19 protein-coding genes are annotated in these 23460 nt (G+C 38.1%); 13 read left to right on the top strand and 6 right to left on the bottom strand.

The window, feature by feature from the left end:
• Positions 1-338: 338 nt before the first annotated feature.
• From EDD72_RS12640 to EDD72_RS01055, 5 genes are all read left to right on the top strand, one after another.
• Positions 339-875, top strand: coding sequence for a reverse transcriptase domain-containing protein (locus EDD72_RS12640; RefSeq protein WP_207893609.1), 537 nt, complete (start codon positions 339-341; stop codon positions 873-875).
• A 27-nt stretch (positions 876-902) separates the two neighbouring features.
• Entirely contained in the window at positions 903-1241 is a 339-nt protein-coding gene (locus tag EDD72_RS12635) for a group II intron maturase-specific domain-containing protein (protein WP_279388073.1), read from the top strand.
• A 144-nt stretch (positions 1242-1385) separates the two neighbouring features.
• Positions 1386-1958, top strand: a complete 573-nt coding sequence (locus EDD72_RS01065) for a TetR/AcrR family transcriptional regulator (protein WP_132766772.1) — start codon at positions 1386-1388, stop codon at positions 1956-1958.
• A gap of 27 nt (positions 1959-1985) precedes the next feature.
• Entirely contained in the window at positions 1986-4838 is a 2853-nt protein-coding gene (locus EDD72_RS01060) for a hydrophobe/amphiphile efflux-3 (HAE3) family transporter (RefSeq protein WP_165894889.1), read from the top strand.
• A gap of 329 nt (positions 4839-5167) precedes the next feature.
• Positions 5168-6220, top strand: coding sequence for a GAF domain-containing protein (locus EDD72_RS01055; RefSeq protein WP_165894887.1), 1053 nt, complete (start codon positions 5168-5170; stop codon positions 6218-6220).
• 101 nt (positions 6221-6321) lie between these two features.
• On the opposite strand, the gene EDD72_RS01050 is transcribed toward EDD72_RS01055, so the two are convergent.
• Positions 6322-6816, bottom strand: a complete 495-nt coding sequence (locus tag EDD72_RS01050; protein WP_132766769.1) for a hemerythrin domain-containing protein — start codon at positions 6814-6816, stop codon at positions 6322-6324.
• 107 nt (positions 6817-6923) lie between these two features.
• Here EDD72_RS01050 and EDD72_RS01045 point away from each other — a divergent pair, with 107 nt between their 5' ends.
• Together EDD72_RS01045 and EDD72_RS01040 are read left to right on the top strand one after the other, a co-directional pair.
• Positions 6924-8342: an MFS transporter gene (locus EDD72_RS01045; protein WP_132766768.1), complete on the top strand. Its 1419-nt coding sequence runs from the start codon at positions 6924-6926 to the stop codon at positions 8340-8342.
• A 163-nt stretch (positions 8343-8505) separates the two neighbouring features.
• Complete coding sequence (locus tag EDD72_RS01040) at positions 8506-11991, top strand: efflux RND transporter permease subunit (protein WP_132766767.1); 3486 nt, start codon at positions 8506-8508, stop codon at positions 11989-11991.
• A gap of 117 nt (positions 11992-12108) precedes the next feature.
• On the opposite strand, the gene EDD72_RS01035 is transcribed toward EDD72_RS01040, so the two are convergent.
• From EDD72_RS01035 to EDD72_RS12915, 3 genes are all read right to left on the bottom strand, one after another.
• On the bottom strand, positions 12109-12912 hold the full coding sequence (locus EDD72_RS01035; RefSeq protein WP_132766766.1) for an NAD kinase: 804 nt from the start codon (positions 12910-12912) through the stop codon (positions 12109-12111).
• 252 nt (positions 12913-13164) lie between these two features.
• Positions 13165-14199: a ThiF family adenylyltransferase gene (locus EDD72_RS01030; RefSeq protein WP_132766765.1), complete on the bottom strand. Its 1035-nt coding sequence runs from the start codon at positions 14197-14199 to the stop codon at positions 13165-13167.
• Between the two features lie 51 nt (positions 14200-14250).
• Positions 14251-14940, bottom strand: a complete 690-nt coding sequence (locus EDD72_RS12915) for a molybdenum cofactor biosynthesis protein (RefSeq protein WP_132766764.1) — start codon at positions 14938-14940, stop codon at positions 14251-14253.
• Positions 14941-15186: 246 nt separating this feature from the next.
• Here EDD72_RS12915 and EDD72_RS01020 point away from each other — a divergent pair, with 246 nt between their 5' ends.
• Positions 15187-16989, top strand: a complete 1803-nt coding sequence (locus EDD72_RS01020; RefSeq protein ID WP_132766763.1) for an aldehyde ferredoxin oxidoreductase family protein — start codon at positions 15187-15189, stop codon at positions 16987-16989.
• A 129-nt stretch (positions 16990-17118) separates the two neighbouring features.
• Here EDD72_RS01020 and EDD72_RS01015 read toward each other — a convergent pair whose 3' ends face one another.
• Both EDD72_RS01015 and EDD72_RS01010 read right to left on the bottom strand, forming a co-directional pair.
• Entirely contained in the window at positions 17119-17403 is a 285-nt protein-coding gene (locus tag EDD72_RS01015; RefSeq protein ID WP_132766762.1) for a MoaD-like domain-containing protein, read from the bottom strand.
• A gap of 1 nt (position 17404) precedes the next feature.
• Complete coding sequence (locus EDD72_RS01010; RefSeq protein WP_132766761.1) at positions 17405-17686, bottom strand: ubiquitin-like small modifier protein 1; 282 nt, start codon at positions 17684-17686, stop codon at positions 17405-17407.
• 113 nt (positions 17687-17799) lie between these two features.
• Between EDD72_RS01010 and EDD72_RS01005 the strand changes: the two genes are divergently transcribed.
• The 5 genes from EDD72_RS01005 (at position 17800) to EDD72_RS00985 (ending at position 23429) form a co-directional block, all read left to right on the top strand.
• Positions 17800-19068 carry a molybdopterin molybdotransferase MoeA gene (locus EDD72_RS01005; RefSeq protein ID WP_243643740.1) on the top strand — a complete coding sequence of 423 codons (1269 nt, stop codon included), beginning with the start codon at positions 17800-17802 and terminating at the stop codon, positions 19066-19068.
• A 93-nt stretch (positions 19069-19161) separates the two neighbouring features.
• Positions 19162-21066, top strand: coding sequence for a molybdopterin biosynthesis protein (locus tag EDD72_RS01000; RefSeq protein WP_132766760.1), 1905 nt, complete (start codon positions 19162-19164; stop codon positions 21064-21066).
• Between the two features lie 98 nt (positions 21067-21164).
• On the top strand, positions 21165-22007 hold the full coding sequence (locus EDD72_RS00995; protein ID WP_132766759.1) for an ABC transporter substrate-binding protein: 843 nt from the start codon (positions 21165-21167) through the stop codon (positions 22005-22007).
• A 16-nt stretch (positions 22008-22023) separates the two neighbouring features.
• On the top strand, positions 22024-22728 hold the full coding sequence (locus tag EDD72_RS00990) for an ABC transporter permease (RefSeq protein WP_132766758.1): 705 nt from the start codon (positions 22024-22026) through the stop codon (positions 22726-22728).
• Positions 22725-23429 carry an ABC transporter ATP-binding protein gene (locus tag EDD72_RS00985; RefSeq protein WP_132766757.1) on the top strand — a complete coding sequence of 235 codons (705 nt, stop codon included), beginning with the start codon at positions 22725-22727 and terminating at the stop codon, positions 23427-23429. The genes EDD72_RS00990 and EDD72_RS00985 overlap by 4 nt, the downstream gene beginning before the upstream one ends.
• Positions 23430-23460: the final 31 nt, after the last annotated feature.

Genomic DNA, 23460 nt, shown 5'->3' with positions numbered 1-23460 from the left:
AATAGAGTATATTGGTTTTCATTTCGTTCTTTTTGTTCTTCCATGCTTAAATCGCTTAATTGTGTCTTTTTAACTCTTTCCCCTTTTGCTAGTGACATTTTATATCCCCCCTATTGATATTTGTCATTAAGCCAGTTAAAATAGCTTTTTTTGATTTTAAGAATTTTTTCTTGTCTTGTGAAATTTGCTTTGGTTTAGTTTGTGTCAAGTTTTTCTCGATCAAGCTTTAATACTAATAATATCAGCATCCTATTTTTGTACGCTATGCACAGGCTACCGCACTACTGTCTGGTGGCCTTGATTAATAAGTTACGTTCTAAAAAGCAAGAACCTGACTTATTAAGTACATAGATACCATAGGACAAGCAAGGAAAAGATGCTGGAGATATGACTACGTCATAGAATTCGACATAAAAGGGCTATTTGATAACATTGACCACGAATTACTCTTGAAAGCGGTCAGAAAACACACGGACTATGATTGGGTGATACTCTATATTGAACGGTGGCTGAAAGCGCCATTTCAGAAGAAAGATGGAGAAATTGTTCAACGAAAAGCTGGAACACCTCATGGAGGTGTCATAAGTCCTGTTCTTGCAAATCTGTTCATGCACGATGCGTTCGATATGTGGATGGTACGGACGAATCCGCAGGCACCGTTAGAGCGATATGTGGATGATGCTATCATCCACTGCAAGACGAAAACCGAAGCGGAAGAGACTCTGAAAAAGCTGAAAGAACGACTAGAGGAATGCAAACTCGAATTACATCCGACGAAAACAAAGATTGTATACTGCAAGGATAAAGACAGAAAAAGTGAGTATCCGAATACGGAGTTTGACTTTCTGGATATACCTTTCGAAGGATATTTATAAAAGACAGACTGGGAAGGCTACAGTTCAATTTCCTTCCAACAGGTAAGTAAAAAGTCGGTAAAATCCTTTAGAGACAAGATAAAGGAAATGAGAATTCATAGCTTTACTGGGAGTAAAATTGAAATGATAGCACAAATGATAAACCTGATTGTTAGAGGATGGCTCAACTATTTCACAAAGTTCAAACCATCGGCAGTGAAATACACCATCGACTGGTTGAATCGGCGTTTGGTTAAATGGGCAATGAACAAAAATAAAAGATTCAGAGGACATCGTAGTCGAGCTCAAAAATGGTTGAGAGAACTTGCAAAAAGAGCCCACAATGTTCCTACATTGGGCTCTCGGTATGATTCCGTAAATGGCTGAATGATAGAAGCTGTATTAGACTGCCCCTCCTATCGATATTCAAAAAAATCTCCTTGTTTTTTATTCATCAATTAGATATATTAATTAATGTAAGTACTTACTTAAATAACGTGTATCAAAAATAAAGAAACGAGGTGTGCATCTTTGAACCAACCGATACGAAAACGGATGAAAAAAGAAGAACGAGAACAACAAATTTTAGAAGCAGCTAGAAAAGTTTTTAACGAAAAAGGCTATAACGGGGCAACGACGATTGAGATCGCCCAAGAAGCAGGAATCACTGAAGTCACCTTATTTCGCTATTTTTCTTCAAAACAAGATATGTTTATGAAAGCAATAGAGCCTATTTTAACAGAAACATTACAACAGGTGATACGAACCTCAAACGGATTAAGTTCAAAGGAACGAATTAAACAGATCTTACAAGACCGGATTACACTTATTTCGAAACACTATCAACTCATTAAGATGGTCTTAATGGAGGATCAGTTCGTTGACGAGCTGCCATCTGTTCATATTGTGAGCAAAATGGCAGACTTATTGAAACAGGCTATTACCGAAATGGAAATACCAAAGGAGAAAGAAGAAGTGATATTGCGAATGGTGATGGGAACGACATTAACCTTCTTATTTATGCCAGAAAACAATGAGCAAAAAGTGAGTCAAATTGTTGCCCAAATGGTGGAATCAATCTGTATAGAAAATGGTGATGAATAAAGGAACAAACCAATGGAGGTGAAGAAGATGAAACGAATCTTTGAATGGTTGGCTATTCGCATGGAAAAACGACCAATGAGAATCTTACTGATTACCATCGCGATTTTTCTTGGTTTAACCATTGGGATCTCCCAAATTCGGATGGCAACAGGAAACGACACTCTTGTCAAAACCTCTACGGAAGCATATCAATCCAATGTTGCTTTGGAAAAAGATTTTGGTGGAGATGCCGTGATCGTTTTATTTGAGGGGAAAAAGCAAAAAGACCTCGTTACATTAGAGAATATCCGCAAAATGTGGAATGTAGAACAGACAATCAAACAGGAAAATGATGTATTTACAGTAATCAGTCCTGCAACCATTGTCAATCTGATTGCGGATAAACAAGGAACAGAAATTAAGAGTCGTCTGAATGACATTAGTGATGGTTTAGCAGAAATGTCGAAGAAAATGATCGATCTTGGAAACAATTTGAAAGGCAAGAACATAAAAGATCCGAATGAAATCAAAGCTAAGATTGAAGATCTATCTAAAGCAACTGCTGCCTTTGATCAGCTAATCAATGCCCAAAAGGAAATGGGAAAAGGGACGAGTCAACTTCAAGGGGGAATGAACCAAATTGCTGATGGCATCGGAAAAGTTTCATTACAGTTACAGCAATTAGGCATGAGCGTAAAAAATAATCTTCAATTATCTCAACAATTACAAATGATGGCTGCTAACTTGAACCAAAGTTCCCAAGGGCTTAAAATCATAGCGGAAAAAACCACAGGTTTACAACAAGGAAATGAGAAAACGGCAGAAGCTTTAAGTAAAATGAAGATGCAACTTAATGCCCAAACAAAGGAGATGATAGGAAGTTTTGGGGATGCTTTATCTCCTGATCAACTTCAGGAGATGGCTGACGGCTTTCTCACAATGGGGGAGAAGTTAGGTGAAATTAGTGACGGATTGAATACGTTCCATGAGAAAAGTGGAATGATGATTGCAGATATTCCAACGGAGCAAAAGGAATTAGATGAAATTCTATATGACAATGGAAAGTTGCGTTCCATGTTCTCGGAAGTGATCCTCGATAACACCCATGCCATGATGATGGTGAAAATGAATGGGAATCTATCCGATTCACAAAAAGATGATTTATATCAAAAAATAGAGAATTTACTAAAAGAACAAGATTTTAAAACGATTTCCTATATGGTTTCGGGAAAACCAGTGCTTGACTCTGCTCTTCGTTCAGAAATGAAAAACAGTATGAAGAATATGGTACTTCTTGCCGTAGGATTTATGTTTCTTGTGTTAATGGTGGTTTTCAAAGTAAGATGGAGAATACTTTCTTTACCCATTATCTTTTTTGCAGTCGTCGCTACATTAGGCTTGATGGGATTGGTCAACATCCCGATGACGATGGTATCGATGGCCGTTTTTCCGATTTTGATTGGATTAGGTGTTGACTATTCCATTCAATTTCAAAATCGTTATGAAGAAGAACATTCATTAAAAAAGACATTAAAACAAATGGGGCCAGCAGTGGGAACAGCAGTTGTCGCAACTATCCTTGGTTTTGTTGCTCTGTATCTTTCTCCTGTTCCAATGGTTGAGGATTTTGGCAAGATGTTAACCATTGGTGTAGCTATTAGTTATCTTGCTGGGATCTTTATTTTAATGTTGATTCTCTATCTACGTGATCATTATTTCTCAAGAAATCAAAAAGTATTACAGAAAAAAGTGAATCAGTCGTCGATATTAGAACGGATTCTTCAAAGCTCTACGTCAATTGTGATTAAATTTTCTCTGTTCGTTTTACTATTTGCAATCTTCGTCACTGCTTGGGGTGTATGGGTCGATGAAAAAGTAGGAGTAGAAACAGATATCGAGACATTTATGCCACAAGATACGCCACAGTTATTAGATATTCATAAACTACGGGATGTCTTAGGAGCGACTGATCAAGTGGTTCTTCTTATACAGAGTGACTCATTGCTTAGTGAGAAACATCTAAACTGGATCGATCAAAAAACAGAACAATTAAAGCAAAAATATCCTGATTTGATTGTTAATGCCAAATCATTAACAACATTAATTCGCAATGCGAATGACGGAGAAATGTTGAGCTATACAGATTCGCTTGATTTTATCAATGACTTACCAGAGAATCAACGGAAAATGTTTTTAACCGAAGATCAAAAACAATCGGTGATTCTCTTAAACATCAAACATGTGCCGATTGGTGAAGTCAAGGGCTTTATTCAGGACTTACGGAAAGAGATTAAGGATACAGATATGAAAGTTACTGTAACAGGAAAAAGTGTGCTAGATGTTGAAATGATTAATGGATTAACATCAGGTAGAGTAGAAATGACTTTTATCGGGATGGGGCTTGTATTCCTTGGGCTGCTTGTGGTTTACCGTAATCCAATTCGTGCGTTTATCCCAGTCTTCCCCATTAGTCTCATCGTAGGACTTTCTGGGGGAATGATGTACTTACTTGGAATGAAGTATACGCCGCTGACAGCAACATTAGGAGCATTAATTATTGGAATCGGTACTGAGTTTACGATCCTATTATTAGAGCGATATATGGAAGAAAGGGAAAAAGGAATGGAAAAAATCTTGGCAATCAAAACAGCTGTGTCCAGAATCGGAAAAGCAATTATAGCCTCAGGTCTTACTGTAATTGGTGGATTTAGTGCATTGGTCGTTTCTGATTTTGTGATTCTCAAGGATTTCGGATTAATGACCTTAATCAATATGAGTTTAGCATTATTTAGTACATTGGTAGTTTTACCACCTGTAATGGTTTGGTTGGATCGATGGATTGTAAAAAAGATGAAAGAAGCACCTTCACCTGTTGTACAAATTGCACAAAAAACAGAATAGTAAAAAGAAAGGTTTTTAAGGTTTTGAACGATAACCCGAATTTTAGACACAAAAAAAGAGTCTAAGATTCGGGTTTTTTATTAAGGTATAGATTGGTATAATTTTGTATGTATTATACCGATGTGACTTGATTAGGCGATTTATCCTCCGCCTCAATCTCTTTTGGAGGTAGGTTGGGGGAAAGTTTAGAATTAGGTTAATAGGATGGAGTAAGTGAAGAAAATGTTTTTTCTAAGTAAATGCTTAATATTGGATAATTCTCTAATTTTAAGTTTTTCTATTTTCAAGTAAAATAGATTTAAAACTTTTGTGAAAGAGAGAGAAATAAATTGAACATTTATCAATTGATTTTTATTGTGTTTGCTTTTATTTTGACCCTTATCATTGGTTTTCTTCTTGGTTTTCGTTTTGGGAAAAATCTTAATCGTGAACAAAATAATTTTGAAGTTTCCTTGAGGAATAAGCAAAGCATAAAAGAAGTTGAAAATACGAATCGAAGCTTACGAGATATCATCATAGCCAAAATGGAACAATTACAACAAAAGACAAATGTGGATTTTGTGGCTTTAGCTATTTATGATGTCATGACCGATGAGATACGTTGGCGTTTAGCTATTGGAGCTAGTAATGAACGGTATAAACGAATTGTCATTCGAATGGGGAAAGGAATTGCTGGTGAAGTGGTTCAATTGAATCGGATAATTAAGATTGAAAATTTCCCCTATGATGCGATTGGCGATTCCATTGAATACCCGATCATCTTAATCGAACATCTTCGAAGTGTTTTGGCTGTACCCGTGTCATTTCAGCAAAAAATCTATGGTGTTCTCTTAATCGGTCAAAGAACGGAAAGAGTATTTGAAGATATTGATGAACAAGAAACGAAGAACGTGGGGCAGGAAATTGCAAAAGAACTAGAGAGAGCAAACATTTATGACCGTATTCTTCATGAGGCTGATTTAGACAAAACTCAATCTTTAGATCAACAATTGTATCAAAATGATTTTATTCAATATTTGCTACGAAAACAAAAGGATTCAAATAAAGAGAAAAAAGGGAAGATCGAGTTTGAAGTTTTAGACCAATCGATTGTAGAGATTACGAATGATGTACAGCAAACGCTTGTTTATAATATGGAAGAGATTTTTACGATACTGAATCAAAATAAAGATGATCAAACGAATGTCAGTATCGGACGTGAAGGAAATTATCTTCTGATAGAATTTAAAAGTAATCATTCCATCCTATCAACGAAAGAAACATTTGGCCAACTTTATGAGCGTATTGGGCAAATTGGAGGATCGGTTATATCTTATCGTGAAGAAGGTGGTTTCCATCTTGTAATGCAAGTCCCCGTATGGAGTTATCAAAACCCTTTATAATTCAATTTATTAATAAAATAAACCTATGGAATCTCAGTATGAGAATTTCCATAGGTTTTTCTCTCACTAGAAGGGACAACATACAACTAGAGTTTTCTTAATCAACGAAGTATGTGGAATAAAGCTGAGATTTCTGCCTTCTCTTCTTGACTTAAAATCAAGCTAACCAAGGGATAAAAATAATGATCTTCTTTTTCAATATGTTTCATGATTATATATGCAAGGAGGTTAATCTGCTTTTTGAATTCCAATGATTCAGGATTCTGATGATATGATTTTTGAACTTCATGGTATTTTTTTTCAATGGATCGATGTTCATCAATTAGTTTTGCAATAGGTCCTACTACTTGGTTATTAACATATCGTTTCAATCGAGTGAGGATGAGATCTTCTTCTTGTTTAAAATGATGTTGTATCTCATGGGCGATGACTTCTAATGCTTTGTTATAGATCTGTTGTACATTAGACTTTCTTACTTGACTCATCAGATTCCAAGTTTTATGATGGTCATAAATAAAGGGATGTAATTCTGTAGCAATATTTTCAAGAATAAACTCGAAGTCTTTATTATGATTTCTGATGTTTCCCTTTGTCATAAAAATCCTCCTGAAGTTTTAATATATTCATCATACCACGAATAAGAACAGGTTACAGTTAACAATATCACTTTTTATGAATGATGGAAGGGAGATTTGTATGAAAAATGAAGCCAATTCAGGACAAATTATCGGAGTATGATATTTATCCATGGTTAATCTTTGCCTCGGTAACGACCGCGACGTTTATGACCAATGTAGATGCAAGTATTTTAAATGTTGCATTACCTGTTTTAGAAGATTACTTTTCCGCCGGACCCCAAACCTTACAGTGGGTGATTTCCGGTTACTTATTGGTGATTACAAGTATTCTACCAGCCGTAGGGAAACTGTCCGATATCAAAGGGCGAAAAAAAATGTTTATGATTGGACTTTCTATCTTTACTTTCGGATCGTTTCTCTCTGCATTATCTGCAACAGTCTGGCAGCTTGTGGCGTTTCGCATTATTCAAGGCGTTGGTGGTGCGATTATGCAAGGAAATGTGATGTCCATCGTTGCCTATACGTTTCCGCCTGGACGAAGAGGGAAGGCTTTAGGTGCAATTGGCAGTGTTGTTGCAGCGGGAACCATTGTTGGACCAGCACTTGGTGGATTTCTAATTCATCAATTCGGATGGCAAGCGATCTTTTGGGTGAACGTTCCTATTGGTATTTTAGGAATTGTAGGAACTTATATTCTTCTCCCACCCGACCAACTTGACGATCAACAGGAACGATTAGACTATGCTGGTTCAGCGATCTTTTTCGTAGCAATGACGGCCTTGTTACTTTATGTTTCTCAATCACAGGAATGGGGATTTCGTAGTGTGGCGAGTTTGACTTCACTTATTATTGCGATTGTTGCTTGGATCGGATTTGTTTATTGGGAGAATCGAGTAAAAATACCACTTATTGATTTATCCTTCTTTAAAAACCCTACTTTTACGATTGGAAATTTTGCGGGTTATGTATCCTATGTGTTAATCATGTTTCCATCCATTCTTTTGCCGCTTTATTTACATCATGTGGTTCATGTTAGCGTAGACCAAATTGGTTTCTTGATGACTGCTCAGGCGATTGCGATGATGATTGCCGCACCGATTGCTGGATGGTTGTCTGATCGGGTTGGACATGACATCCCTTCAGTAATTGGAATGGGACTAACTGCCATTTCCTTGTGGATGATGGGACAGTTTGATACGACAACACAGCCTTTTCATGTTGTTCTTGCCTTAAGCTTGTTTGGAATTGGCGTAGGTCTGTTTCAATCTCCGAATAATGTGTCGATCCTAGAAAGTGTACCTGTCGGTAAAACAGGAGTTACAGGTGGAATTATTGCAACAGTGCGTAACTTTGGACGAGTAAGTGGTGTTGCCGTTGCCGTTTTCTTGTTCCAATGGATGATGGGAGCAAGTGATACAGTTCATCAATATGTCGAAAGTGTCTCGTTTGTATTTTTATTTGGCAGCGGTTTGGCAGTGGTGACATTACTCGTACTAATCAGTCGTCTACGAGTCTCACTAAAAAAGAAAAAGGAATTATACTAAATAAAAAATCGAACTTTAAGGTGCGAGTTTATCTTGCACCTTTTTTGTTTTTTTGCCATCTAAGTAAATTAGTAGATTGTCCACGAAAATAATTGTCGCGGGTCAGTGAAATGTGCTAGAATAGGAAAGGATGATTGAATGGAGGAAGATTGGAGGGAAAAACATGAATTCATGGATTCGTTTTTCGATGAAAAACGTGGGCGTTATCTTTATGGCCATGATTCTGATTCTTTTGGGAGGAATTTATTCGGCATCCAATATGAAATTGGAAGAAATGCCGAATGTTGATATACCCTACTTGACCGTTATTGTAGCCTATCCTGGAGCTACGCCAGAACAGTCATTAGAAGACATTGGTAAACCAATGGAGCAAGCATTTTCAGGCTTGAAAAATATAGAAAACCTCTATATCACCGCTGGCACAAATTATACAGCAGCAACATTAGAATTCAATTTGGATCAGTCAATGGATCAAGCGGAAAAGGATGTGAACAGTGCTTTAGCAACAATCAAGTTGCCGGAAGGTGCACAAAAACCTCAGATTCGTAAGGAAGGTCCGACGGCTGCACCAATTTATTCTTTTAGTGTTACAGCGAATGAGGATCAAGCAACGATTCAGCAATATATCAAAGACCATATTCAACCTAGTTTAGCTACAATTGATGGGGTTTCTTCCGTTGATGTAAAAGGTTTGGCAGAGAAAAAGATTTTTATCCGGGTTGATCCCCAAAAACTAAAGGATAAAAATTTGACCTTGGATCAAGTAAAACAGATACTTCTAGCCAATAATATCTCATTTCCTGCTGGAGAAGTGACAGCAGACAATAAAAGCTTAAATGTGGAAGTAGGTAACAAAATTCACTCGATTGATGATCTGAAAAAGTTGCAATTAATCTCGATTCAGCAAGATTTAAGTGGATTCTCAAATGCTTTTAAATCTATTGGCGAAGGATTTAATGTCGTTGGTTCAACGATAGGACAGCTCGGTCAAGGAGTCGGAACACTAACAGGAAACCAATTGATGATTCAAGGGCAGATTGAAATCATGAATGGAATCTTTGGAATTTCATCGATGATGTTACAGGATCAAGCTCAACTGAATGGGTTGATGCAACAGTTACAGAAAACTCCCGAACAAGCTCAAGTACTTCAACCACAAATTGAGGAATTACAGAAAAAAATTCAAAGAGAACAAGCGCAAATTACGAGCTTACAATCGAAACTGACTGAGCTTCAAAAACAAGTAAAATCTTCTGGAATCCAGTTAGCCAATGAATTAAAAGGAATGGCCTCTAACCAAAAAACGCCAACAACTCAGAATCATTCGACGATGAATCCATCGTTAAAAATTGAGGTGATTCCTTTAACGGATATTGCTGATGTGAGTTATAAATCTGAAAATGGTGCAGTTCTTACACGTCTTAACGGGAACCCTGCTGTCGTAACCGATATTAAAGCGCAACCAGGTACGAATACGGTTGAACTTGTAAAAAAGGTGGAAGAAAAATTAAAGGAGATCAAACTGCCAAAAGGCTATCAATTAACGAAACTTCGTGATAGTTCCATTCAAGTGAAAAAATCGGTGAATGGAATGTTAAGAGAATCTCTATTAGGGGCGTTATTTGCTGTCATTGTGACTTTTATCTTTCTACGGAACTGGCGGTCCACGATTGTTGCCATATTATCGATTCCATTATCGATCTTCGCATCCATGATTGCTTTATACTGGTTTGGTTATAGCTTAAATATTATGACTCTTGCCGGGATGGCGATTGCAGTTGGTCGTGTTGTCGATGACTCGATCGTCGTTATTGAAAACATCTATCGGCGTTTGAGTGCTAGCAAAGAACGCGATCCAGAGCTCATTATTGATGCAACTAAAGAAGTAGGAAAAGCAGTCACATTCTCTACTTTTACGACAATTGCAGTTTTTGGACCGTTATCATTTGTGCCTGGAATCGTCGGTAAATTTTTCGTCCCATTTGCTGTTACCGTCGTTATTGCCTTACTTTTCTCGTTAATTGTTGCCATTACTGTTGTTCCGTTATTGTCTCGTTTATTCTTAATGAACATGAGACACCATGAACCAAAAGATAACCTATTACAACGAGGGTATCGCCAATTACTTGGTTGGTCTTTGCAACATAAATTCATCGTTTTACTTGTTGCTTCCTTTTTGTTTGGGAGTGCAGTTGCGTTAGTTCCTCATATTCCTAAAAACTTTATGCCAACGGAAAAGACGGTTTCCTATAATCTTGGAATCACTCTTCCATTAGGAACGACAGATGAAAGAGCAGATCAAATGGCGAAGAAGATTGAGAACTTATTAGCAAAACGAAACGATGTTAAACACTTTCAAACGAATATGATCGGTGAAAAAATTGAAATACAGATTGAATTAAAAGATGATCTAACGCAAGAACAGACCAAAGATTTTGAACAATATATCCGAAAAAATACGGCTAACTTAGATCATGGTGTAACAACAGCGTTAACGCCTTTAGGTTTAGCTTCAGGTTACGGTGGCCTATATATTGTGGTGAATGGTACGGATATGGCTTCTTTAAAAGAAGCAGGGGCAATGATTGTAAATCAAATCAAAGATGTCCCAGGTTTAGCCGATGTAAGTTCCAATGTATCGGCTGTTCAACAGCAAATTTCGGTTCAGGTTGATCCGAAGAAAGCAGCAGAGAATGGCTTGAACCCTGCTATGGTTGCTATGGCGGTAAGAGAAATGATTAGTGGCGATTCGGTGATGAATGTGAACCTAAACGGAAAAACCACAGATGTGAATCTTGGGTTAAAAGTGGATGATTTGAAATCACTTGAATCGATTCGTAACCAAACGATTACATCAATGACAGGAAAACAAGTGAAGTTGTCAGATGTTGCCACAATTGAACAAAAACCAGGTCCAACTTCGATTCAACGTTTAAACCAACAAGAATACGTCTCCATACAAGGACGATTTACCACAGATAATTCCTCTGCGATTCAAGATGAAGTTGAAAAACGAATAGAGAGAATCCAATTACCAGAAGGGGTCACAATTCGTTTTGAAGGAGAAAGTAAAGAGATTTCTTCAGGATTTAAAAATATGGGAATTGCCATCGTTGTCGCGATTTTGTTGGTCTATCTCGTGATGTTGATTGGGTTTGGTGAAATGATCGCACCGATTGGAATTTTATTCTCACTACCTTTTATCTTCGTTGGGGGACTTTGGGGCTTATACTTTTCTGGTGATGCATTAGGAATGCCAGCAATGGTTGGTTTTCTCATGTTAATTGGAATTGTGGTTACCAATGCAATCGTTTATATGGACCGTGTCATCCAAAACCGTGGTTTAGGTATGAAGTTACGTGAAGCATTGATTGAAGCAGGTGTTACCAGACTTCGCCCAATCTTGATGACTGCATTAGCGACAGTTGGAGCATTGCTACCATTAGCCATTTCCACGGAAGGTGGATTAATTTCTCGCTCAATGGCGATCGTTGTGATTACAGGATTAACGACATCAACGCTTTTAACTTTGGTTATTGTGCCAGTTGCTTACATGGTTTTAGATGGGATTCGCAATCGAGTATTGGCATTAGGAAAATCAAACACGAACGCTCAAATCGTGGACTCCATTCGCTCAATGAACGATTGATCCTTTGTCATTTCGTCCAGTAGGGGTATAATACCTATTGGACTTTTACTTTCAACTGAACAAACGAAACGAAAAAAGGACCTCCCTTCAAAAAATGTGGGGGTCCTTTTCCTATGTCTAGTCCATATGCTCATTTCCAATAAAGGCTTCGCGTACCCGGCTCCAGAAAGGAAACGGCCGATATCTAGCAAATCGAATCTTCTCATCTGCAACAAAACCTTGTATGGAATAAACATTTTTCATTTGCATACTCAAATGGTCAAGGGTAAAGCGTATTTCACCTTGATATTGAGGGTATAAATCAATATGATGATGTTTCGGCAAAACAAGAGGTGATCCAATCGTTCGATAGACGCGGTTATTAATTGACGCCATTTCACTCACCTGAATCGATTCAAGTGATGGATGAATTAATGCTCCTCCTAAACTTTTATTGTAGCCTGTACTACCAGAAGGAGTTGATATACATAATCCATCTCCGCGAAACATTTCAAAATCTTCGTGATTAATTTTAATTTTCATGACCAATGTTTTTTCAAGGTTTTTAACGGTGAATTCATTTAATGCTAAGTATTCATAATCCTTTTGATCATTTGTTTGAATCTTAATTTTTAGTAAAGGGTATTCAATGGTTTTCATCGATTGGGTAGCAATTAATGAAATAATCGTTTCTAACTGATCAGGTTGCCAATCAGCATAAAAACCTAAATGTCCCGTATGTATCCCTAGAAAAGCGACTTCCTGAAGACGATGTTGATTAGAATGAAAGGCTTCTAACATCGTCCCGTCTCCCCCAATAGAAATAATTAAATTAGGAGAATGGTTATCTTCAATTAAACGATATTTTGTCGCTAGTTTATAAAATTGCTCAGTGATAGATTCGGATTGACTGTCACCACGATGTACAATCGAGAATTTCATGAAGTAGTAACCTCCACATATGAGATCTTGTACTAATTATAATCATAAAAAACGGAAAAAATAAACAGAATAAAAGGTAAGTGTAAAAAATGATTTAGATTAAAAATATTTCCCTAAACTCTCCCCATTGTAGCAGTGGTATTTAATCGAAGTTTGAACCAATAGGAAAGTATGGCCAAAAAAGAGCAAGCCTTTTGACTTGCTCTTTTCTAATGATATTCTAGCAATTATGTTCAATCAGATCGATTTTTCCTAACCTCCAATGTATTTCGCAAAAAGATTTTTGGCAACGATTAAATCATCGGTCCCTTGTACCAAGGTACGACCATCAGGGAAAATCGTTAGTTTATAACTCTCTACATAAAAACGAAGGAGAAAGGGTGTCTCTTCCACACGACCCACAAGTTGTAATGTTTTTGCCAATTTTTTTAGATCTAATTTGGTTTCCAAACCTGGTGTGATTTGAATCGTGTCCCTTCCACATAAAGATACTACCCGTTCTGATTTATCATTAGGATCAAGATAATCATAGTGATGATGTCCACAAGTAGGACAATCCTCATTCCGCGCATTTTTTACATTGATTTCGGAATAATCATTTTGCCATAGTTCAAAGTTGCGTAAGGAAGTGCTTAAATGTTCATCATCACCAACTAACAATTTGAGTGCTTCTGTTGCTTGGTAAGCAGCCACCACTTGAATGATCGGCCCAATAACTCCTGCGGTATCACAAGTTTGCGTAGTACCTGGTGCGGGAGCTTCGGGGAAAAGGCAACGGAAGCATGGTGTTTTTTCTGGAATGATGGTAAATGTCATTCCTCTGGAACTCACTGCACCACCATAAATCCAAGGAATCCCATATTTGACAGCCACATCATTCACCAGATAACGAACATCAAAATTATCTGTTCCATCGAGAATGAGGTCGACATCAGAAAGTAATTTTTCAGCGTTTTTCCATGTGAGATCTGTTACATGAGCATCAACGATGACATCAGAATTAATGGCATTTAGTTTCTCTTTTGCTGCAATCGCTTTAGGAAGACCTTGTTTTGCATCCTTTTCGTCATATAACATTTGCCGTTGTAAGTTACTGTATTCCACAAAGTCTCGATCCATGATTCGAACATAACCTACACCTGAACGAACCATATGATTCGCTAAAGCTGTTCCTAAAGCGCCCATTCCTACAATCGCTATCCGACTATTTTTTAATTTTTCTTGCCCTTTTTTTCCAATAAAAGGGAAAAGATGTTGTCTTGAGTATCGTAATTCACTTTGATCCATTTTGACCATCCTTATTTAAGTTACTGTTTTCTATACGATTTTCAGTTAAAATTATTTTTCTGTTTGTGGTTTCCAAGGGCCTTCTTGATGCCCAATCCATTCTTCGCCATCTTCCCAGATTTCTTTTTTCCACACAGGGACAATTTGTTTTAAACGTTCAATCGCATAACGTCCCGCTTCAAAACCAGCTTCACGATGAGGAGAGGCAACGGCAATAATGACACTGATCTCTTCAATGGCTAGTTTACCAACACGGTGGGACATAGCTACTTTCGTATCTGGCCATTTTTCTTTAATTTCATTGGCGATTTCTTCCATTTTCTTTATTGCCATTTCTGGATATGCTTCATATTCAAGATACACCGTTCTTTTTCCATGAGTGAATTCCCGTACGGTTCCAACAAAAGTTAGTATGGCTCCAGCATAGGGATTGGAAACTTTTGCAATGAGTCGATCAGCTGATAACGGTTCTGTTGTTACTTCATAAAGTGGTTCTTCTCCACCACTTACCGGAGGGATTAAGGCAACTTCATCGGTTTCTGTAATGTTTTGTTCCGGTTTTGCATAATCATGATTAACAGATACCATTGATCTTTTGATCATCTCAGCTGCTTGAGGAAATTCTGATATCAGAGAATTGATTATATCTTTCACGTTAGGAGAGTGATCGAAATGTAATTCGTGTACTCTTTTTCCAGTGCTTTCAGCAATACCTGCAAAAAATTTTACGGTTATTTTCATAGAATTCGTCCTTTCACTAGAAAAATCATATCATGACCTATTGTATCATTAACTTTCTTTTTAAGAAAAGCAAAAATCCATGAAGAGTTTTTAGCAATTGATACAATTGATTTAAGATTATGAAATTTTTAGGAAGATTTTATTTTCTCCTAAGTCGTGATATTATAATAATTAGATTGGTACTTTCTAAACTTTACCAGTCAATTTTTGGGGATAAAATAATAGAAAAAGAGGAGGTAAAATCGGTTGAAGTTAGATGGATATTTGAACAAAGTCGCTTGGATTAATTTAACAGACGGAACGATTGAGTACAAAGAGATTGCCGAAGAAGATGCTAGAAAGTACATCGGAGGTAGAGGACTTGGAGTAAAATATGTTTTTGATAATGGTCCCCTTGTTGATCCATTATCACCAGACAACTTACTTACCATTTTAACGGGTCCAACCACGGGTACCCAAGTTACGATGGGAAATCGTCTGGCTGTTGTCACCAAGTCCCCATTAACAGGCACCATTACGAACTCACATATGGGTGGATGGGCAGGTTCCCGGATTCGTTGGGCTGGTTTTGATGGCTTTGCGATCAAGGGAAAAGCAGACAAACCTGTATACCTTTTTGTCGAAGATGGCAAAGTAGAAATCCATGATGCCAGTGATCTTTGGGGAAAAGATGTTTATGAGACGATTCAAGCGATGGTTGATCGCTATGGTGAACAGGACTTAAGTGTGATGGCAATTGGGCAAGCGGGCGAAAATCTAGTAAAAATTGCGAGCATTATCAATGAGAAAAATCGTGCCGCTGGCCGTGGGGGAGTTGGTGCGGTTGCTGGCAGTAAGAACCTAAAAGCAATTGTGATCCGTGGTTCCCAAAAGAATATGCTAAAACCTGTTCAAGTAGAAGAACATAAAGAAGCTAGAAAAAAAGCAATGAAATTAATTATGGATAGCCCGATTACAGCACCAGGTAAAGGCGGACTTTCCGTTTATGGAACAAACGTCTTGATGAATTTACTCAATACTGTAAGCGGTTTACCAGCCTATAATGGGAAACTTTCCCATTTTGATCAAGCAGATAATATCAGTGGAGAATCTTATCGAAAAGAACTATTAGTCTCTGAACCAACCTGTCATGCGTGCCCAGTCGCATGTAAGAAAGAAGTGGAAGTAAAGGACGGGAAGTATAAGACAAAGGTTGAATCAATGGAATATGAAACCGCTTGGTCCCTTGGTGCGATGTGTGGAAATGATAATAAAGAGGCATCTGCATATATGTTAAATCAATGTAACCGTTATGGTATAGATACCATTGATGCAGGGGTAGCCATTGCTTTTGCCATGGAAGCTTCAGAAAAAGGTCTGATTGAAGAGGAGATTAAATGGGGCGATGCCGATAAGATGATCGAGCTGATCGATAAAATCGCACGCCGTGAAGGAATTGGTGATCTTTTAGCAGAAGGTGCGGGAAAAGCAGCGAAGAAAATTGGTGCTCCAGATCTTGCGATGACAGTAAAAGATCAAGGGATTCCAGCTTACGACCCACGTGCTGTTCAAGGGATTGGCGTCACTTATGCAACCAGTAACCGTGGTGCTTGCCATGTAAACGGTTATACAGTCGCAAGTGAAATCCTTGGTGTCCCACAACCAATTGACCGTTTAGAAAACAAAGAAAAAGGTACACTCTCTAGAGTATTCCAAGACCTTGCTGCCTTTGGAGACTCCATGGATATTTGTAAATTCTCTTCCTTTGCTGAAGGGGCAGAAGAATATGCAGCTCAATTGGCCACTTTAATCGGCCGTAACATGACCGCAGAAGATGTGATGAAAACAGGAGAGAGAATTGTTAACCTAGAGCGTTATTATAACAACCTCAATGGTTTTGATGGCAAGGATGATACATTACCAAAACGTTTCCTCACAGAAGGTGGAAGCAAACATAGTGAAGGGATTGTTTCCAACCTATCAGAAATGTTAGAAGAATACTATCAAAGCCGTGGTTGGGTCAATGGTGTTGTTCCAGAAGAGAAATTAAGAGAATTAGAGATTATCTAATGTAAGTACGAAAAGGTTTAACGTTATCCAAATAGAAATCCAGCTATCTTTTGGTAGCTGGATTTCTAATTCAATCGTTCTCTAATTAATCGAATCCGACTTCTGACTTTTGATATCTGATTTCTAATTTCATCCTCCTATTCGGAGAGTTCGAATTTGTAATTTTTGAATTATATCTTGAATCTTTGACTTGTCACCATGGAAGGTAATAAATACTCGTGGTATCACGATTGTTGAAACAATTGAAAACGTCTCTTCCTTGGAAATCTCTACAACCCAATCTATTGATTGTATGGTTACGCTTCCATTTTCGTTTGTTATAATAGAAGAAGATGTTAATTGTGTAATATTTAGTAGATATTCGATGAGTAATGAGCGAGAAATACCACGAAATTCTAGTGTTGTTTCATACAAATCAACCACCTCCAACAGGTGGAATTAATGCGATTTCATCGTTTGCTGAAATGGGCGTCTCTAAACCTTGTAAATGAATAATATTCCGTCCATTTACAAAAAGATGAACATGGGGTTTCAGCTGTGACTGAGTTTCATCAATAAATAATTCATGCTGAAAATCTGGAACAAGATTCACAAGTGCTTGCAACAATTGTTTAACGGTGATCGATTCTGTAACTGGTACATCAACAACTTTTGCTTTTGCAAGGTCACGATACGTAGCAAATAATTGGATTTGCATGAGTTCACCTCCCTAATCCAATTTTATCATATCATCATTTCATACTAGAATCACCAATTTAAAATTCAGAAGTGTTTTTGTAAAAGGAATGTACAACACAAGGAGGAAGCAACATGGAGCTATTAAATCTTCATAAAGATGGGCCAAAAATAGAATTATTCGATGTTCAGCAAGTAAATGAAGTGGCAGAAAAGATCAAACAACAGTTTCAGGCAATCCAGGAAGCAGAAACCGTCGGGATTATGGAAGCGGTTGGCCGAGTTTTAGCAAGCGACGTTGTATCAAAAGAAGATGTTCCAGGGTTTCATCGTTCTACTGTTGATGGGTATGCGGTAAAAGCAAGCAATACGTATGGTTCCTCTGAATCGATGCCCTCTTTTTTTCAAATTATTGGTTCCGTGGAAATGGGGAAAAATGTTGATCAGGAAATTCATGAGGGTGAAGCGATGTATGTCCCTACAGGTGGCATGATGCCTAAAGGTGCCGATGCGGTTGTGATGATTGAGGATGTGGAAGTGATTGGGGATTTACTTAATGTCTTTGAACAAGTGGCTCCAAGGGAAAATGTGATTTTCCAAGGTGAAGATGTGAAGCTGAATGAAGTTATTTTAAAAAAAGGCCATCGCTTGCGTCCACAGGATTTGGGTGGTTTGGCTGCCATAGGGATAACCGAGGTAACGGTCTATCGTAAAATAAAGGTTGGTATCCTTTCTACAGGTGATGAGTTGGTTCCCCCTGATACCAAAAAGTTATTACCAGGCCAAATTCGGGATATCAATGGAATCTCAATCAGCGCTGCTGTACAGGCACTTGGTGGCGAAGTCATCTATGGTGGAATCGTTACTGACGAATTCGCTGAATATTTAAGAAGGTCCAAAGAATTGTATGATCAAGTCGATTTTCTCATTTTGTCTGGCGGAAGTTCCATGGGTACGAAAGACTACTCGAGTCGGGTGATGAATGAATTAGGACAACCTGGAGTTTTTGTACATGGAGTTGCAATTAAACCAGGGAAACCGACCATTATTGCTAACTGTAATGGAAAACCAGTCATGGGATTACCTGGACATCCTGTTTCTGCGATGGTTCTATTTGATCTTTTTGGAACACAAATTCTCAACCAACTTCATGGTGTTGAACCGAATCGATTTGCAAAACAATTAAAGGCGAAAATATCACGAAATGTGGCTTCGCAGGTTGGACGAACAGATTTTGTTCGAGTTCAGTTAGAAATTCGTGATGAAGAACTTTGGGCAATCCCCGTTTTTGGAAAATCAGGGTTAATTACCAACCTCGTAAGAAGCGATGGAATGATCGAGATTCCTGAATTTAAAGAAGGAATCGTTGAAGGTGAATGGGTGAATGTCACGTTATTTTCATAAGAGAGTTAGGAAAATAGGATTTCAAGTGCTAGAATAGAGACAATGAATAAACAAAGATGATAAGAGCCTGAGTAAGATAAAGGAGACGTCAAGATGAGGAAAATCTACTTAGAAGATACCCCATTACATGAAGCACAAGAAAAATATTTGAACTTATTTCAATTTCAACCAAGAGTAGAAATGGTACCAACGATGGAAAGTCTTGGACGCATTACGGCAGAGCCAATCTTTGCAAAAGTTTCCATGCCTAACTTCCACGCTTCGGCGATGGATGGAATCGCTGTGAAAGCGGAGAAAACTTATTCTGCCAACGAACATTCGCCCCTTCGTTTAAAACTTCATGAGGATTATGAAGTAGTAGACACAGGTGATCCTATTCCAGAACAATTTGATGCGGTGATTATGGTCGAATATCTTCATCAAATCGATGAGGAGACAGTGGAGATTATCGAACCAGCAAGCCCTTGGAAACATATTCGCCAAATCGGTGAAGATATCGTCGCTGGTGAAATGATTTTACCGATTCATCATAAAATTCGTCCCGTTGATCAAGGTGCATTATTAGCAGGAGGAATATTACAAGTACCTGTGATTGCGAAACCGAAAATTGCGATCATCCCAACGGGAACAGAATTAGTAAAACCAACGCTTGATCTTAAACCAGGAGATATTATTGAGTTTAACGGAACGGTATTTTCAAGTTTTGTCAAAGAATGGGGCGGCGAACCCATTTATAAAGGGATTGTTATTGATGATTTTGAATTGATTAAACAAGCGGTTCTAGAAGCCTTAGAAGAAGCCGATATGGTATTAATGAACGCAGGATCATCAGCAGGGAGGGAGGATTTCACTTCTTCTGTCATTGAATCGGTTGGCGAAGTTATTGTACATGGTGTAGCGACACGACCAGGAAAACCTGTCGTACTTGGTAAGGGATATAATGGCAAGCCAATTATTGGAGTACCTGGGTATCCAGTCTCTGCTTACCTTGCGCTGGATTGGTTTGTCAAACCCCTTATGCATCAATTCCTAGGAATCGCAAACCCAGTTCGTCGAAAAATTAAAGTAAAATTAGGTAGAAGAATTACTTCAAAGATGGGGGCTGAAGACTTTATCCGCCTCAATATTGGAAAAGTGAATGGACAATATGTGGCCAATCCCCTTACTCGTTCTGCAGGTGTAACCATGTCGATGGTTCGAGCAGATGGATTACTAAGAATTCCCATTCAAAGCCAAGGTTATGAGCAGGGTGAAGAGGTGGAAGTCGAATTGTATAAACCTCTTGATCAAATTGATCGAACCATTGTGTTTGCAGGAAGCCATGATTTGACCCTTGATCTATTAGCGTCAGCCATTAAGAAAGTGGACGCTGCATATTCTCTAAGTTCTGCTCATGTAGGTAGTTTGGCAGGAATCCTAGCTATTCGTAAAGGGGAAAACCATGTAGCAGGTACACATTTATTCGATGAAAAAACAGAAGAATATAATATACCGTTTATTAAGCAATACGTAGGTAATCAAGAAGTTATCCTTGTCAACCTTGTATATCGTCAGCAAGGATGGATCGTGCAAAAAGGCAACCCAAAAGAAATCCATTCCATTGAAGACTTAACAAAGAAAGACGTTCGCTACATTAATCGTCAGCGAGGTGCAGGAACAAGAATCTTGTTTGATTATTTATTGAAGCAAGCTGGGATTGCACCAAATCAAATTTATGGTTACATGAGAGAAGATTTCTCCCATTTAAGTCTAGCAGCTGCGATTAAGGGAGGTAACGCCGATGTGGGATTAGGAATCTATTCGGCTGCGAAAGTGCTTGACTTAGATTTCATTCCAGTCGCTGAAGAACGTTACGATCTTTTAATGACCAAAGAATTCTATCAAAGTGAACTGGGGCAACTTCTCATGCAAGTGATCACATCAGAATCATTTAAAAATGAAGTAGAATCAATGGGCGGTTATAGTTGCAGGGATACAGGAAAATTACTACTAGGATAAATGAAATTATATATAAACATCGACGCAACGTTTGTATGTTTCGATCAGTGCGATTTTTAGCATACAATGAAGCGTTCAAAACAGGGAGGAAGAAACGTATGAAAAAGAAAAGTTCAGTATTCGTTCTATTACTTGTGGTATCGATGATGTTCTTTGTAATTGGTTGCGGGGGACAAACCAATTCTACCAATGCGAAGTCAACAGAACCAACGACTCTAAGATTAGCAACAACGACAAGTACCCAGGATTCTGGATTACTTGATTATCTATTACCTGTATTTGAAAAGAAATACAACGTAAAAGTAGAAGTATTAGCACAAGGGACTGGACAAGCGATTGAAACAGCTTCTAGAGGAGACGCTGATGTCATCCTTGTTCATGCAAAAAAAGCAGAAGAAAAATTTGTAGCAGATGGACATGGGATCAAACGTTATGATGTTATGTATAACGATTTTGTTATCGTTGGTCCCAAAAACGATCCTGATGGCATTAAAGGAAAAACATTAGATGAAGCGTTTAAAGCTTTTACAAAAGGAAAAGCCCATTTTGTTTCAAGAGGTGATGATTCAGGCACGAATAAAAAAGAATTAGATATTTGGAAAAAGCTCGGAATTACACCGAAGGGAGATTGGTATCAAGCGGTTGGAAAAGGGATGGGCGACACATTAACCATGGCCAGTGAGGAGCAAGGTTATACCTTAACCGATCGTGCTACCTACTCATTTATGAAAGATAAATTAAACCTTGATATTCTTGTTGAAGGAGATAAAGGCTTATTAAACCCTTATGGTGTTATTGCAGTAAACCCTCAAAAACACCCTGGCGTGAACAACAAAGACGCACAAAAATTTATTGATTTTATTCTTTCGAAAGAAGGACAGCAACTGATTAAAGATTACAAAGTGAATGGCAATCAATTATTTTTCACCTATGATAAATAAAGGATTTGAGGCTTGAATGAGTATCTACCTTCAAGGATTGGAACGAGCAATCACTTTAATTCTATCTGGTGACCGAGAATTAGTTGAGATTACCTTTCGTTCGCTCTATGTATCAAGTACGGCAGTTATCATTGCTGGGATCATCGGGATTCCTATTGGGACATGGTTGGGAACCCTTCGTCCTACTTTTTGGAAAAATCTATTCATTCGCTTGATCTATGTTTTGATGGGGTTACCACCTGTTCTTGCAGGATTAATTCTTTTTTTACTTTTGTCTCGAAGTGGTCCAATCGCCAAATATGTTTATCTCTTGTATACCCCAACGGCTATGATACTAGCTCAACTGATGTTATCCTTGCCAATTGTGATTGGTCTTGTCTACGTGGTGGCAGAGGAAAAAGCTCCGGTGGTCATCATGACAGCCAAGGGATTAGGAGCCAACCGATTTCAAACGCTAACCACCTTAATGAAAGAGATTCGCTTTCCAGCGATTACCGCGTTGGTATCTGCTTTTGGCCGAGTTATTGCAGAAGTGGGAGCTGTGATGCTTGTTGGTGGAGATATAGCCGGGAAAACAAGAGTGCTTACCACCTCGATAGTGATAGAAACGAGAAAAGGGAACTTTGATCTCGCAATTGCATTAGGTCTAGTATTATTGCTCGTATCTTTTATGGTTAATTCCCTCTTATTTTCTTGGCAGCAAGGAGGGAAAAACAGATGATTGAAGTGAAAAATATATCCGTCCAAATCGATAAAAAAACGATTTTAAAACCAACGAACTTTTCTTTTAAAAAGGGAAAAATTTATGGAATCATCGGGCCAAATGGAGCAGGAAAAAGTACATTTCTCAAGGTGATCGCTGGATTTTTAAAACCAAGTTCAGGGCAAGTTTTTTTTCTTGGGAAACCAATGCTCCAACCTAATCCAATAATTTCAGTCGTTTGGCAAACACCCTATCTTTTTCAAACATCTGTCTATAAAAATGTGGCCTATGGCTTAAAGGTTAGACATATAAATGAGAACGAGATTAGAACCAAAGTGAGAGAAATCTTGCAACAATTTCAATTAGAGCACTTAGCACTACAAAAAGCAACAAAACTCTCAGGCGGAGAAACAGCCAAAGTGGCGCTTGCACGCGCGATCATTACTTCGCCAGAAGTATTGATACTCGATGAACCAACGGCAAGTATGGATCCACAAAATGTATTTGAAATTGAGCAAATCATTCAGAAGTTTTCCAAACAGTTAAACATGACTGTCATTCTGGTGACTCACAATATGTTTCAAGCCAAGCGAATCGCCGATGAAACTTTATTTTTCCATAGCGGTCATTTGATTGAGGCGAATCAAACACGAATCTTGTTTGAAAATCCTACTCATGAACTTACAAAAAAGTTTATATCGGGCGAGACATATTTTTAGTACGTTTTTACCGTGAATTTGTTGTAAAATA

It is taken from the genome of Tepidibacillus fermentans (assembly GCF_004342885.1).
Classification (GTDB): domain Bacteria; phylum Bacillota; class Bacilli; order Tepidibacillales; family Tepidibacillaceae; genus Tepidibacillus; species Tepidibacillus fermentans.
Note: the sequence above shows the minus strand (reverse complement) of the source record. Positions and strands in the feature narration are given on the sequence as shown.